This window comes from Nitrospirillum amazonense, assembly GCF_007828035.1.
Lineage (GTDB): Bacteria > Pseudomonadota > Alphaproteobacteria > Azospirillales > Azospirillaceae > Nitrospirillum > Nitrospirillum amazonense.
This window is the reverse complement of sequence record NZ_VITV01000002.1, coordinates 637195-651414: the sequence shown is the minus strand read 5'-3', so window position 1 is coordinate 651414 and position 14220 is coordinate 637195. Positions and strand designations below refer to the sequence as shown.

At 67.6% G+C, this 14220-nt stretch carries 10 protein-coding genes; 3 read left to right on the top strand and 7 right to left on the bottom strand.

The window, feature by feature from the left end:
• Positions 1-65 precede the first annotated feature (65 nt).
• Entirely contained in the window at positions 66-368 is a 303-nt protein-coding gene (gene fliN, locus FBZ87_RS06920; protein ID WP_186291285.1) for a flagellar motor switch protein FliN, read from the top strand.
• A gap of 36 nt (positions 369-404) precedes the next feature.
• Positions 405-848: a PaaI family thioesterase gene (locus FBZ87_RS06915; protein WP_145609580.1), complete on the top strand. Its 444-nt coding sequence runs from the start codon at positions 405-407 to the stop codon at positions 846-848.
• Positions 849-881: 33 nt separating this feature from the next.
• Here FBZ87_RS06915 and FBZ87_RS06910 read toward each other — a convergent pair whose 3' ends face one another.
• The 4 genes from FBZ87_RS06910 to FBZ87_RS06895 form a co-directional block, all read right to left on the bottom strand.
• The gene (locus tag FBZ87_RS06910; protein WP_145609579.1) at positions 882-6995 is read right to left on the bottom strand and encodes a beta strand repeat-containing protein; all 6114 of its coding nucleotides are present in this window, start codon (positions 6993-6995) and stop codon (positions 882-884) included.
• A 530-nt stretch (positions 6996-7525) separates the two neighbouring features.
• On the bottom strand, positions 7526-8218 hold the full coding sequence (locus FBZ87_RS06905) for a Crp/Fnr family transcriptional regulator (protein ID WP_326485930.1): 693 nt from the start codon (positions 8216-8218) through the stop codon (positions 7526-7528).
• A gap of 199 nt (positions 8219-8417) precedes the next feature.
• Entirely contained in the window at positions 8418-8942 is a 525-nt protein-coding gene (locus FBZ87_RS06900) for an isoprenylcysteine carboxyl methyltransferase family protein (RefSeq protein ID WP_145609578.1), read from the bottom strand.
• A gap of 9 nt (positions 8943-8951) precedes the next feature.
• Positions 8952-10055 (bottom strand): type III polyketide synthase, encoded by a 1104-nt coding sequence (locus FBZ87_RS06895; protein ID WP_246134274.1) that lies wholly within the window; start codon positions 10053-10055, stop codon positions 8952-8954.
• A 246-nt stretch (positions 10056-10301) separates the two neighbouring features.
• On the opposite strand from FBZ87_RS06895, the gene FBZ87_RS06890 reads away from it, so the two are divergent.
• Positions 10302-10712, top strand: coding sequence for a hypothetical protein (locus tag FBZ87_RS06890; protein ID WP_145609577.1), 411 nt, complete (start codon positions 10302-10304; stop codon positions 10710-10712).
• Here FBZ87_RS06890 and FBZ87_RS06885 read toward each other — a convergent pair.
• The 3 genes from FBZ87_RS06885 to recG all read right to left on the bottom strand — a co-directional run bounded on the left by FBZ87_RS06885 (position 10675) and on the right by recG (position 14153).
• Positions 10675-11028, bottom strand: coding sequence for a hypothetical protein (locus FBZ87_RS06885; protein WP_145609576.1), 354 nt, complete (start codon positions 11026-11028; stop codon positions 10675-10677). The genes FBZ87_RS06890 and FBZ87_RS06885 overlap by 38 nt on opposite strands.
• Positions 11029-11247: 219 nt before the next feature.
• Positions 11248-11976 carry a class I SAM-dependent methyltransferase gene (locus tag FBZ87_RS06880; protein ID WP_145609575.1) on the bottom strand — a complete coding sequence of 243 codons (729 nt, stop codon included), beginning with the start codon at positions 11974-11976 and terminating at the stop codon, positions 11248-11250.
• Positions 11977-12071: 95 nt separating this feature from the next.
• On the bottom strand, positions 12072-14153 hold the full coding sequence (gene recG, locus FBZ87_RS06875) for an ATP-dependent DNA helicase RecG (protein ID WP_145609574.1): 2082 nt from the start codon (positions 14151-14153) through the stop codon (positions 12072-12074).
• Positions 14154-14220: the final 67 nt, after the last annotated feature.

Genomic DNA, 14220 nt, shown 5'->3' with positions numbered 1-14220 from the left:
GCCGGGTCATGGTAATGTCATGCGGTATCCCACGGGCGGGACTTGCGAATACGGGATCCGGCGACATGAGCAACCAGGACGATATCGATGCCATGTTCGGCGGTGGCGGCGCCACCATGTCGTCAGCGCCCGAACTGTCGGCCATCTATGACACGGTGGTGGAGGTGTCGGTGGTGCTGGGCACCTCCACCATCCGGGTGCGCGACCTGCTGAAGCTGGGCCGCGGCGCCATCGTGGAGTTGGACCGCAAGATCGACGACCTGTCCGACATCATCGTTTCCGGCCGCACCGTCGGCCGGGGCGAGGTCACCATCGTCGAGGACAAGATCGCCGTGACCTTCCGCGAGTTCACGCGGGTGAACGGCTGATGTCGTTCACCTGAGAACCAGGGGAGGGCGGGGCACATGATGGCGGACGGCGGCGTGGTGGAGACAAGTACGGAGGGCTGGGCCCTCTGCCCCGTGACCCCCGGCTTCATCGCCCATATCGGCCCCTTCTGGGAGGGCCGGCCGGCTCGCGGCGGCGGGGATGGCGGCTGGGTCCGCGCCTTCGTCGCCGATGAACGCCACCTGGCCGGCACGGGCCAGATCCACACCTCCGTCCTCTCATCCTTCGCCGAACTGGTCTGCCTGCGCGCCATCAGTGACGAAGGCGTGCCGGAGGGGGAGGCGGTGCTGCTGAACCTGACGCTGAACCACCTAGGCAGCGGCCCGCGCGGCACCCTGGTACAGGGCGAGGCGCGGCTGATCCGCCGCAACTGGTCGCAGCTGGTGACCGAGGTCCGCGTCCATGACGGCGACCGCCCGCTGGTGGCCGGGACCGCCCTGTGGAGCCTGGCCGGCGCCTGAGAGCCGCCCTTCGCCCCCTTTCGGTCCTCAGGCTCAGGACGTGCGGGCCGTCTGCCACGCGTTGGTCTGGTCCGAGGTGAACACGCCCAACTGGTCGCCACTAAAGGCGTTGGCCTGGTCCGACGACATCGCCACGATCAGGTTGGTGCTGAAGCCCGGGATTTGGTCGGTGGTGAACATCGGCACCTGGCTGACCGTGAACTCCCGGATATCGTCCGTGGTCAGGGCGCTGATCTGCGTCGTGCTAAGGGCGTCGATCTGGGTGCTGTTCAGCAGGGCGACCTGGGTGCCGCTCAGCGCCGACAGATTGGTGGAGCTGAGGCCCGCCAACTGCGCCGTGGTCAAGGCCGTCACCTGCGCCGGCGTCAGATTCACGATGCGGTCGGTGGCCAGGGCGTCCAGCTGCGCCGTACCCAGCGCCTTCACCTGGGTCAGCGACAGGCCGGAGACCTGGGTGGTGGTCAACGCTGCCGCCTGGGCGGTGGAGAGGGCCCCGATCTGAGCCGTGCTCAAGCCCGCCACCTGCGTCGCTGTCAGGGTCGACACGTCGTCCGTGGTCAGGCCGGATATTTGACTGGTGGTCAGCGCGCCTAGCTGGCTGGCGGACAATTCGCGGATATCGGCGGTGGACAGCGCCTTCAGCTGGCTGGTGGTCAGCGCCTGGATCTGTGCCGTGGTCAGCACGGTGGCCTGCGGGCCGCTCAACGCCGACAGGTTGTCGGTATCCAGCCCCGATATCTGCGCCGTGGTCAGCGCGGCGATGAGGGTGGGCGACAGGCCCCTGATCTGCGACGTGCTCAACGCGTTCAACTGGTCGGTGCTGAGCGTCTGAATCTGGCTGGCCGACAGGCTGCTCAGCTGCGTGTTGCTCAGCGCCGACAGCACCGTGGTGCTGAGGCCGGAGAGCTGGGCCGTCGTCAGGGCGGCCAGCTGCGTAGCGGACAGCGCGCGTGCGTCGCCAGTCGATAGGGCATTCAGCTGGTCGGTGCTGAGCGTCTTGACCTGGGTGGCCGACAGGCTGGCCACCTGGGCGGTGGTCAGGCCGCCGACTTGGGCGGTGGTCAGCGCGCCGACCTGCGCCGTGGTCAGCGCCGCGGTCTGGGTGGTTGTCAGGGCCCCGACGTGGGCGGTGTCCAGGGCCGCCAGCTGGCTGGTGGTCAGCAGGGCGACCTGGGCCGCCGTGAATTCAGTGACGTCCGATGTGGTCAGGGCGTTCAGCTGACCGGTGCCCAGCGACTGCAGCTGGGCGCTGGTCAGGCTGTTGACCTGCGTGGCGTTCAGGGCCGACAGGTTGTCGGTGCTGAAGCCGGCGATCTGGTCGGTGGACAGGGCGGCCAGCTGGGTGGCGGTCAGGGCGCGGGCGTCGGCGGTGGACAGCGCGTCCAGCTGGTCGGTCGACAGCACCTTGACCTGGGCGGCGGTCAGGCTGGACACCTGGGTGGTGCTCAAGGCCTGTAGGAAGTCGGTCCCAAGGCCGCTCACCTGGTCGGTACCCAGGCTGCTCAGTTGCGTCGCCGTCAGGGCCCGTATGTCCCCCGTCGATAGGGCGTTCAGCTGGTCGGTGCCCAGCGCATGCAGCTGCAGCGTGGTCAGACTTGCCACCTGACCGGTGGTCAGGGTGGACAGGAAGGGGATGCCGAGGCCGCTGATCTGGTCCGTGGTCAGGGCGGCGACCTGGGTGCCGGTCAGCGTCCGCACCGTATCGGTGCCGAGCGCGTTGATCTGGTCGGTGGACAGCACCTTGACCTGGGCGGCCGACAGGCTGGTGACCTGCGCTGTCGTCAACACACCCACCTGGGTGGTGGTCAGTGCGCTGACCTGGGCCGTGGTCAGGCTGGGCACCTGGCTGGTGGACAGGGCGGTCAACTGGTTGGTGCCCAGGGCGGACAGCTGTGCCGTGGTCAGCTGGCCCACCTGGGCCGCGGTGAACTCACGCACGTCGGCGGTGGTCAGGCTGTTCAGCTGACCGCTGGTCAGTGCCTGCACTTGGGCGCTGTTCAGGGTGCCCACCTGTGTGGCGCTGAGCGCCGACAGGGCGTCGGTGCCCAGGGAGGATACCTGGGCCGTGGTCAGGGCCTGGACCTGGGTGGCGGTCAGGGCGCGGGCGTCGGCGGTGGGCAGGGTGTTCAGCTGATCGGACGTCAGTACCTTGATCTGCGCGGCCGACAGGTTGCTGATCTGCGTTGTGCTGAGTGTCGCCAGGAAGCTGGTGCTGAGCTGGGATACCTGGGCGGTGGTTAGGGCCTGCAGCTGGGTCGCCGTCAGGGCGCGGGCGTCGTCGGTGGACAGGGTGTTCAACTGGTCGGTGGTCAGGCTGGCCACCTGCGCGGCCGTCAGGCTGGTCACCTGGGCCGTGGTCAGCACCGACAGGTTGGTGGTGCTGAGGCCCGCCAGTTGCGCCGTGGTCAGGGCCGCCACTTGGGTGCCCGTCAGTGTCCGCACCGTGTCGGTGCTGAGCGCGTCCAGCTGGTCGGTGCTCAGGGCCTTGACCTGGGTGGCGGTCAGGCTGGCGACCTGCGCCGTGGTCAGGGTCGCCACCTGATCGGTCGTCAGGGTGTTCAGCTGGGCCGTCGTCAGGCCGCCGACCTGGGTGGACGACAGCGCCGTCAGCTGGTCCGTGCCGAGGGCGGACAGTTGCGCCGTGGTCAGCTGCCCCACCTGCGTGGCGCTGAGCTCACGGATGTCGGCGCTGTTCAGGCTGTTCAGCTGGGTGCTGGTCAGGGCCTGGATCTGGGCGCTGTTCAGGCTGGGAACCTGGGCGCTGCTGAGGGCTGCCAGGTTGGCGGTGCCCAGGGCCGCGACCTGACCCGTCGACAGGAAGCCCACCTGGGTGCCGGACAGTTCACGGATATCGGCCGTGGTCAGGCTGTTCAACTGGTCGGTGGTCAGCGCGCGGATCTGGGCGGAGGTCAGGCCGGCCACTTGGCTGGCGGACAGCGCGGACAGCGCGTCGCTGCTGAGCGCCGCCACTTGGTTGGTGGTCAGGGCCGTCACCTGGGTGGCGGTCAAGGCGCGGGCGTCGGCCGTGGGCAGGGTGCCCAGCTGATCGGTGGTCAGGGCCTTGACCTGGGCGGCCGACAGGCTGGCCACCTGGGTACTGCTGAGGGCCGTCAGGAAGGCGGTGCCCAGCGCCGCCACCTGGGCGGTGCTGAGGCTGGTCAGCTGCAGGGACGTCAGGGCCCGCGCCTCGGCCGTTGACAGGGTGTTCAGCTGGTCGGTGGTCAGGGCGCCCACCTGGGCCGCCGTCAGGCTGACCACCTGGGCCGTGGTCAGGGCCGTCAGCGTGCCGGTGGCCAGGCCCGCCACCTGCGTAGTGGTCAGGGCCGCGATCTGGGTGCCCGTCAGCTTCTGCAGGTTGGCGGTGGGCAGGGCCGACAGCTGGTCGGTCGTCAGCGCCTTGACCTGGGTGGCCGACAGGGTGACCAGCTGCGCCGTGGTCAGGGCCGTCACCTGGTCGGTGGTCAAGGCCCCCACCTGGGTGGTGGTGAGACCGGCCAGCTGCAGGGAGGTCAGTGCCGTCAGCTGGCTGGTTCCCAGTGCGGACAGCTGCGCGGTGGTCAGCGCCCCCACCTGGGTGGCGCTGAACTCCCGCACATCGGCGGTGGTCAGCGCGTTCAGCTGGGTGGTGGTCAACGCCTGGACCTGGGCGCTGGTCAGGCTGGGCACCTGGGCGCTGCTGAGCGCCGACAGGTTGGCGGTGCCCAGGCCGGACACCTGGTCCGTCGTCAGGCTCGCCACCTGGGCGGCTGAAAACTCACGGATATCGGCGGAGGTCAGGCTGTTGAGCTGATCGGTGGTCAGGGCCTTGACCTGGGCACCGGTCAGGCCCGTCACCTGGGTGGCGCTGAGCGCCGACAGGGCGTCGCTGCCGAGCGCGGACAGTTGTGCGGTGGACACCGCCGCCAGCTGGGTGGCCGTCAGGGCGCGGGCGTCGGCGGTGGACAGCGTGCCCAGCTGGTCCGTGGTCAGCGCCCGCACCTGGGCGGTGGTGAGGGCCGCGACCTGGGCGGTGCTTAGCGCCGCCAGGGTGTCAGTCCGCAGGCCGGCCACTTGGGCGGTGGTCAGGGCCGCAATCTGGCCCGGCGCGAATTCCTTAAGGTCCGCGGCTCCCAGCGCGTTCAGCTGGTCGGTCGTCAGCGACTGGACCTGCGCGTTGGTCAGCTTCTGCACCTGCGCACTGTTGAGCGCGGACAGGGCGTCGGTGCCCAGCGTGGCGATCTGGCCGGTAGTCAGGCCGGGAATCTGGAGGGAGGTGAGGGCGCGCAGGTCCGCCGTGGACAGGGCGGACAGCTGGTCCGACGTGAGGGCGCGCAGCTGGGCCGTGGTCAGGTTGGCGACCTGGGCGGTGCTGAGCGCCGCCAGCGCGTCGCTGCCCAGGCCCGCCACCTGGTCGGTGGTCAGCTGGCCCACCTGCGTGACGGTGAATTCGCGGATGTCCGCGGAATTCAGCGCGTTCAGCTGATCGGTGGTCAGGGCGCGGATTTGCAGGCTGCCCAGGACGGCCACCTGCGCGCTGTTCAGCGCCGACAGGTTGTCGGTGGATAAACCGGCGATCTGCGCCGTGGTCAGCGCCGCCACCTGGGCCGGCGTCAGCTTCTGCACCGATGCCGTGCCCAGGGCGCTGAACTGGTCCGAACCCAGGCCTTTCAGCTGCACGGCCGTCAGGCTGGCCAGCTGGGCGGTGGTCAGGGCCGCCACCTGGCTGGTGCTCAGCGCCGACAGCTGGGTCGAGGTCAGCCCCGTCAGCTGCGTGGTGGTCAGCGCGGACAGGTTGTCGGTGTCCAGGGAGGATATCTGCGCCGTGCTGAGCGCCGTCACCTGGGTCGCGGCGAATTCCCGCACGTCGGCGGTGGTCAGGCCGTTCAGCTGGTCCGTCGTCAGGGCGCGGACCTGGGCGGTCGACAGCTTCTGCACCTGGGCGCTGGTCAGGGCCGACAGGTTGCCGGTACTGAGGCCGGCGACCTGCGCCGTGGTCAGGGCGGCCAGCTGGATGCTGGACAGCGTCCGCACCGTGGCCGTGCCCAACGCGTCCAGCTGATCCGTCGACAGCGCCTTGACTTGGTTGGCGGAGAGGTTCGCCACCTGCGCCGTCGTCAGTCCCGCGACCTGGTCGGTGCCCAGGGCCGCCACCTGGGCGGTGCTCAACGCCGCCGTCTGGATCGTGGTCAGGGCGGCCAGGTTGCCGGTGCTGAGGGCCGAGATCTGCGCGGTGGTGAGGGCCGCCACCTGCAGGCTAGTGAATTCCCGAATATCGGCCGTGGTCAGGCTGTTCAGCTGATCGGTGGTCAGCGCCTTGACCTGGACGGTGGAGAAGGCGGCCACCTGGATGGAACTGAGCGTCGACAGCACGTTGCTGGTCAGGAAGGGAACCTGGCTGGTGCCCAGCGCCGACAGCTGCGTCACCGACAGGGCCTTGGCGTCGGCCGTGGACAGGGCCGACAGTTGGTCCGAGGTAAGCGAGCGGATCTGCGCCGTGGTCAGGCCCGCCACCTGCGCGGTGGTCAGGGCGGCAACGGCGTCCGTCGTCAGGCCGGCGGTCTGGCCGGTGCTCAGGGACGCGATCTGGGTGGCGCTGAATTCCCGGATGTCGGCGGTGGTCAGCGACGCCAGCTGGTCGGTTGTCAGGGCCTTGACCTGGGCGGCGGTCAGGCTGGCCGTCTGCGTGCTGTTCAGGGCTGACAGGTTGTCAGAGCCCAGGCCCGCCAGTTGGGCCGTTGTCAAGCCGCTCAGCTGCGTGACGGTCAGGGCGCGGATGTCGGCGGTGGACAGGGCCGCCAACTGGTCGGTGGTCAGGGCGCCGATCTGCGCCTTGCTGAATTCCTGGATGTCGGCGGTGGTGAGGGCGGACAGCTGATCCGTGGTCAGCGCCTGTATCTGGTTGGACGTGAGGCCGGCGACCTGGGTGGATTTCAGGGCTTTGAAATCGTCCGTACCCAACGCCGTGATGTCGGCTTCGCTGAACGCCTGCAGCTGAGTAGCACTGAACACCATTTGGCTGACCTGGAAGGCCGCCGCCTGCTGCGTCGTCATCGCCTTGATTTGGGCGGTCGTCAGCGCCTGGACGTCCTGAGTCGTCAGCCGCTGGATATTCGTGGTCGTGATGGCGGCGAACTGCGCCGGCGTCAGAAGACCGATCTGCGAAACCATACCCACCTCCGACCGCATCTCTTTGAGACGCTTCGTATTCGGCGTGAACCCACACCCCTTCTGGGTGTCGCCACGGACTGGTGGCGATGACGTCCGCCTTTTCCTCCGCCCCCTACTGGATGCCCGGGAAAAGGTACTGAGACACGGATCACCCCGGCGCCCCTTTGGGGTCGCCATGACCGGGCGACGCGATGCCAATCACACGATTGCATTCAAGGGATGACTGTATCCGTTTTTGTAGTGCTTCGCATCCACGAATGCACGGGGCGGCTTAGTGCCGCGCAAGAGGCGCAAAAGGATGGGATGGTCGGTGGCCGCGGCCGCCGACGGACCAAAAAAAACGCCGGCTGTCTCAGGACAGCCGGCGAAGATGAAGGGAGCCTCATAAGGAGGTTGAAGGCTTGAGAGTGTCAAATCCGTCACGGTCAAGCCCCTCCTATATAGCTCCGACACCGATTGATGAAAAGTTAAAAAACCGTGGCAAGCGTGTCACACTTCAAAAAACTGACCTCATGGTTAACCCCAAAGGCTCAGTCGCCGCGCACTTCCTCCACCATCTCCTCCAATCGGGCGAAATCGCGGACGAGAAGGGAGTTGTCCTGGCGGATGACCAGCTTGTCGCGCGACAGGTCGCCCAGCACCCGGGCGACCGTTTCGCGGGTGGTGCTGACCCGGGCGGCGATGTCGCTGTGAATCGGGATGGGGGAGATGGCGGCGGTGTTGTCGTCCTTCAGGGTGGGTTTGGCCAGGCGCAGCAGCTCGGCATGCACGCGGTTGTTGGCACCCAGGGTCGACAAATCCATGATCCGTCCGGTGGCGGAACGAACGATGCTGGCCAGGCGGGTCATGACGCCCCAGGCAATGGTGGGGTTCTGGGTCACCACCTGCTGGAACAGGCGCGGCGACATGAAGGCGACCATGACCTCGCTCAGCGCGACGATGCTGGCCGACCGCGCCTCGCCGTCGATGGCCGACAGTTCGCCCAGGTAGCCGCCGGCCTCCACATCGTCGAAGGTGACCTCGCGGCCGGAGAGGGAGTAGTTCACCACCCGCACCCGGCCCTCGACGATAAAGCAGACGTCACGGCTGTCCGACGCGCGGTCGATCACCTGTTCCTGCGGATGGAAATGGCGCCAGCTGCACTGCTTGGCCAGGCTGGCGCGCTGGTCCGCCGTCAGGGGGGCCAGCAGTTCGATGCTGTCGAGGGACGCGGCTTCGATCACGGGAATGGGCTCCGGATAGGGTCGGCGCGATGCGGATCCCTCCCGGAATCCGCACCGGCCCCCGAACATTGCGTTCGGGGGCCGATTTAACAGGGGTCCCATTTAACAGGGACTGGGGCCGGACAATAACGGCCCGCGCGCTCGCCGTAAACGGCCCCACGCCTTTTGGTGGCGCCCCCCTTACCCAATGCGCCGCCGTTCAGGCCTGCGGGACCACGCCGCGACGTGGCGCCAGGGCCGCTTCCTCCACCCGGATGCGATGGGTCAGCAACAGGGCGTTGGCGATGGAAAAGGCCAGGGCCAACTGCCAGGCGCCGAAGGCCAGGGGCACGGCCGCGATTTCCGCCACCACCACGCAGTAGTTGGGATGGCGGATCCAGCGGAAGGGCCCGCCCTGGATCAGCGGTGCCTGGGGCAGGGTGATGATGCGCGTTGTCCAGTAGGGCCCCAGGGTGTGGATGACCCAATAACGCCCCACCTGCAGCAGAACCAGCAGCGCCACCAGCGGCCAGACGACGGGGGCGTCCGCCGGGATCAGGAAGAACAGCGCGGCCAGCCAGGCGCTGTGCAGCACGATGAACAGCGGGTAGTGCGCCCGCCCGACCTCGCGCCCGCCCTGGGCCAACAGGCGGCGGGTGTTGCGGTTGGCCACGCGCAGCTCCGCCAGGCGCTGCACGGCCAGCAAGAGGACGACGATTTGCGGAACGCCCAAAGCGAATCCCATGACGCCCTCTCAGAACCGCATCAGGCCGAGCGCCGCGACGAAGCCGGGGCCCAGTGCGGACAACAGCTGCAGGCCGCGCGCACGCTGGCGCAGGCAGCGTTCCAGCACGAACAGCACGGTGACCGCCGACATGTTGCCATGCTGGCGCAGGATTTCCCGGGCGTCATTCAGACCCTCGACGGCGGGCGCGAGAATCTCTTCCAGCGCGTCCAGCACCTTGGTGCCGCCGGGGTGGCAGATCACGCCGGCCAGGTCCGACAGGGTCAGCCGCTGACGGTCCAGGAAGCCTCCCACCACGGCCGGCAGCTTCTCCCGCACCAGGATGGGGATGCTCTGCGCGAAAATGACGCCCATGCCGTCGTCCTCCACCTGCCAACCCATGATGCCCAGGCTGTCGGGCCAGCGATGCTCGGCCGATGCCAGGAAGGCGGGGGCGTCGTCCGGCTCCCGGGGCCCGGCCCGCAGGATGGCCGCTGCCCCGCCGTCGCCGAACAGGGCGGTGGCGATGACGTTGGCCTTGGACAGGTCGCCCCGGCGGAAGCTGAGGGCGCACAGCTCCACCACCAGCAGCAGGACGTTGGCGCCGGGCCGGGCGGTGGCCCAGGTGGCCGCCCGCGCCAGGCCCAGCACGCCGCCGGCGCAGCCCAGGCCGAACAGGGGCATGCGCTCCACATCCGGCCTCATGCCCAGGCGCTGCATGATCAGCGCGTCCAGGCTGGGCGTGGCGATGCCGGTGGAGGAGACGGCGACGATGGCGTCCACGTCGGTGGGCTTGAGGCCGGCCTGGTCCAGCGCCTGGGTGGCGGCGCGGGCCAGCACGTCGACCGCGTGCTCCAGGTACAGGGTATTGCGCTCCGCCCAGCCGTGCGGTTCCAGATACCACTCCAGCGGCACGCAGGAGGCGCGGCCCTCGATGCCGGCATGGGTGAAGACGGGGGCCAGCCGGTCGAAATCGCGCAGCCGGTGGGCGAAGACCTGGCGGGCGCCGGCCAGTGCCTGCTCCTGCGTCAGGCGATAGGGCGGCAGGGCGGTGGCGATGGACAGCAGACGGGCGGGCGCCGGCGGGGTGGACAGCGGGGTATTGGATGTAGGTGCGGCGCTGGCCATGGTCATGTGTGTCCTTCCCCTTGTGTCTGCCTGTCATACGGCCACCGACCGGCGATGGTTCATGTGGCGTTGCCGGGCATGCCCGGACACCATCATGCTAAGGGGAAGGAGCCTCCCCAACATCCGTCACTTTGGCGGGGTGGGTCGTCCGGCAACGGTTGGAATAAAGCCGGGCGCCGCTTCGTCAGGACGTGCCGGAATGGCCGGCCGCGCTATATCGATGCGGGCCATCCCTGCGAAGGACGCCCGCTGGTGAACGTGGAAGCCTCACACCATGTCGACTGTTCCGACATCGGACCGGACGGCTACTACGATTATTATTATGCCTACACCCTGTGGCGCTTTTCCGACGGGGGACCGCGTGTCCTGATCGTGCGGGGCTATGACGACGAGACGGCTGCGACGGTACAGGCATGGGAGAGCGCGGATGGCACCCGGCATCCGGTGGGCGCGCTCGACCTGTTCCATCCCCTGGTCCGCCAGGCCATGGAGTATCTGCGGGGTGAGGGACGTTCGGTCCAGCGGCTCAGCCCGTATGGCATCGTATCGGGCACCCCCGTGCGGGGGTGGGCCAAGGCTTTCATGCTGGGGCTGGGCTATTGGCTGGACTTGCTGGCGATGATCTTCAAATCACCATCAGGGCCGCCAGGCCCACGAAGATGAGGGCCAGAGGCGCCAGGCCGAGGGTAAGCCTCAGCCGGCCGATGGCGCTGGGCTGCTCGGGCGGGATGGAGCGGGCGCGATAAGCCCCGATCAATCCCATGCTCGCCATGCCGCCCAATGCGCCCCCCAGAACGGAGCCGACAAGGGCGCCGCGGCTGGTTGGCAGGTCGTGTCGCATGACGAAAATCACCATCGGTATCAAGCCGAAGCCTAAGCCCAACAAGACGTGCCTGACGACCGTCAGGGTCCGCAGGCTGACCTTATCGGCTGCGGGGCCCGTTGGGGTGGCGGCTGTGGAAGTGGGCGTGGCGACCATGGCGTATCTCCTGAAGGGGAACCCCATGGGACATACGGCGCTGATCCCGCGCTGCAACTGTGCGGAGGAAATAGCCCGGCGGCACAAGTTGGCGGTTGCAGGCGTCGCCCCGGGTGCAAACATTGCCACAACGATGCCGGTATCCGCCGCTCATCGGTGGAGTGACGACGATTTTATGGGCTGGGGCCTTGGCCGCCTATTCGATGGCTGTCGCTTTCCTTATGGACCCACCGTGAGCGACGCGTTAAAGCCGGCCATTATCGCCTGCGAAGAATCAATCTCGTTTTCTTGGTAAAATTTCTCAATATTTTCATCTGTCATGACTGCATCGTCAAATTCTTTGAGTATTTCATAATAATTATCCTCCAGAATAGTTGAAGATGGGTTCAGGTTGGTGATGCAGACGATGCCTGTTGGTGTCGTGTCGACGAGGGTGATGTGCAGGTCTTTTCTATATTTCTTCAATATCGGGATCATTTTCCAGACGTCGCCGGTCCACCACCCGGCATAGTCTTGATTCTTTCGCTGCGGTGCATTGTGCCGCCTTTCGGTCATTTCCGCGTTCACGGGTAGGCAGTCATCCAGCATGATGAGGCTGTGTCGATTGCAGCTTTTTTCGCTATTTATAAAATCTCTCAGTAAATATTCAAATTGATGTAGGCCATCAAGAAACACAACATCAAGCGTGTCGCCTGATATTGCCCTTGCATCATGATCCCTGAAGAATTGGTCGCTTGTCTTTTGATATAGGAAAAGGGACGGCTTCGTGCCGACGGGACTGGAGCTGAACTGAAAATCAGGATCAACGCCAATCGCGGAGCAATCGATCATCGCCAAGGTGGAGCCGTCGCGGACGCCGATCTCCATATAGGTTCTGGCCATTTTCGACTTGACCATTTTTTGTATGAATACCCGGAAATCAACGCCGGCGTGATTGTGGTGATACATGATCACTCCAGATGAAATTATAAATTCAAGTCAATCGGATGGTTCCTGGCTTTCCCAGTCGAGCGCTTTGCGGTGCCGTTCTTCCGCGGATGTTCTCACCCCGACCGCAGCGTCTTGACCGCCTCATCCCGCTGGAACAGGTAAAGCAGGACGCGCAGGGCCTGGCCGCGCGGGGTTTCCAGGTCGGGATCGCGGGCCACCATCAGGCTGGCGTCGTCACGGGCGGTGGCGAGCAGGTCGGCGTGCACGGTGATGTCGGCCATGCGGAACTCCGGCAGGCCGGATTGCCGGGTGCCCAGTACCTCGCCGGCGCCGCGCAGTTCCAGGTCCTTCTCCGCGATGATGAAGCCATCCTCGGTGGAGGTCATGACGTCCAGGCGGGCGCGGGCGGTCTCGCCCAGCGGGGCGGCATACAGCAGCAGGCAGGCGGACGCGCGCTCGCCGCGCCCCACGCGGCCGCGCAGCTGGTGCAGCTGGGCCAGGCCGAAGCGCTCGGCATGCTCCACCACCATGATGGTGGCCTCCGGCACGTTCACGCCCACCTCGATGACGGTGGTGGCCACCAGCACGGACAGCTCGCCGGCGGCGAAGCGGGCCATCACGGCGTCCTTCTCCGTGCCCTTCATCTTGCCATGCACCAGGCCGACGCACCCGCCCAGCCGTTCCATCAGGGTGGCATGCCGCAGGGTGGCGTTGGCGAGGTCCACCGTTTCCGACTCGTCCACCAGGGGGCAGACCCAATAGACCCGCTGGCCGGTCTTGATGGCGGCGGCCACGCGCTCTACCACTTCCTCGATGCGGTCGGCGGCGGCGGCGCGGGTCACCACCGGCTTGCGCCCCGGCGGCTTTTCCGTCAGGCGGCTCACGTCCATGTCGCCATAGGCGGTCAGGGTCAGGGTACGGGGGATGGGGGTGGCGGTCATGACCAGGGTGTCGACGCCACGCCCCTTGGCCGCCAGGGCCAGACGCTGGTGCACCCCGAACTTATGCTGCTCATCGATGATCGCCAACGCCAGATCCTTGAACGCCACGTCCTCCTGGAACAGGGCGTGGGTGCCGATCAGGATGTCGATCTCCCCCGACGCCAGGCGGTCCAGCACCTGCTGGCGCGCCTTGCCCTTGTCCCGGCCGGTCAGCAGGGCCAGGCGGATGCCGGCGGCCTCGGCCAGGTCGGCCAGGCTTTCGGCGTGCTGGCGCGCCAGGATTTCCGTGGGCGCCATCAGGGCGGCCTGGGCGCCGGCCTCCACCGCCGTCGCCATGGCCATCAGCGCCACGATGGTCTTGCCGCTGCCCACGTCGCCCTGCAGCAGGCGCAGCATGCGCTCCGGCTGCGCCATGTCGGCGTCGATCTCCACCAGCGCCTGCGCCTGCGCGCCGGTCAGCTGATAGGGCAATGCCGCCTGGATGCGGGCGCGCAGGGTGCCATTGCCCACCGTGGCGCGGCCGGCCAGCCGCCGCTGGTGCCAGCGCACCAGGGCCAGGGCCAGCTGGTTGGCCAGCAGCTCGTCATAGGCCAGGCGCTGGCGCAGGGGGCTCAGCGGGTTGACGTCCTTTTCCCCCTTGGGGTCGTGCGCGCCGGCCAGCGCCGCCTTCCAGGCGGGCCACCCCTGGCGCTCCAGCCAGGCCGGGTCCTGCCATTCCTCCAGTTCCGGCGCGCGGGCCAGGGCGGCCTGGATGGCGGTGCGCAGCGGCTTGGGGTTAAGGCCCCCGGTCAGGGGATAGACCGCCTCCACCTCCTGCGGCGGGGCGCCTTCTTCCACGGGGGCGAAATGGTCGGGGTGGGGCATCTGCAGCAGGCCGTTGAAGCGTTCCACCTTGCCGCTGACCACCACCATGGTTCCCTGCGGCAGCTTCTTCTCCAGCCAGTCGCCCTTCACGTGGAAGAACACCAGCTCCATCTCCCCCGTATGGTCGGTACAGCGCACGCGGTAGGGGCGGTGGCGCTGCACCGGCGGCATGTGGCCGTCCACCCGCACCGTCAGGGTGACGATGCGGCCCTCCGGCGCCTCGGCAATGCTGGGGGCGTTGGCGCGGTCCAGGATGCCGGTGGGCAGATGCCACAGGATGTCCGCCACATGCGGGCCGGTCAGCCGCTCCGCCAGCTTGCCCAGGCGGGGCCCCAGGCCGGGCAGGCTGGTGATGGGCGCGAACAGGGGATAGAGGACGGGCGGACGCAATGGGGTAGGCTCCAGGACGCAAAACCGTAGGCATATGCCTATATGTTAGCGGGCCGGCTTGTCGACC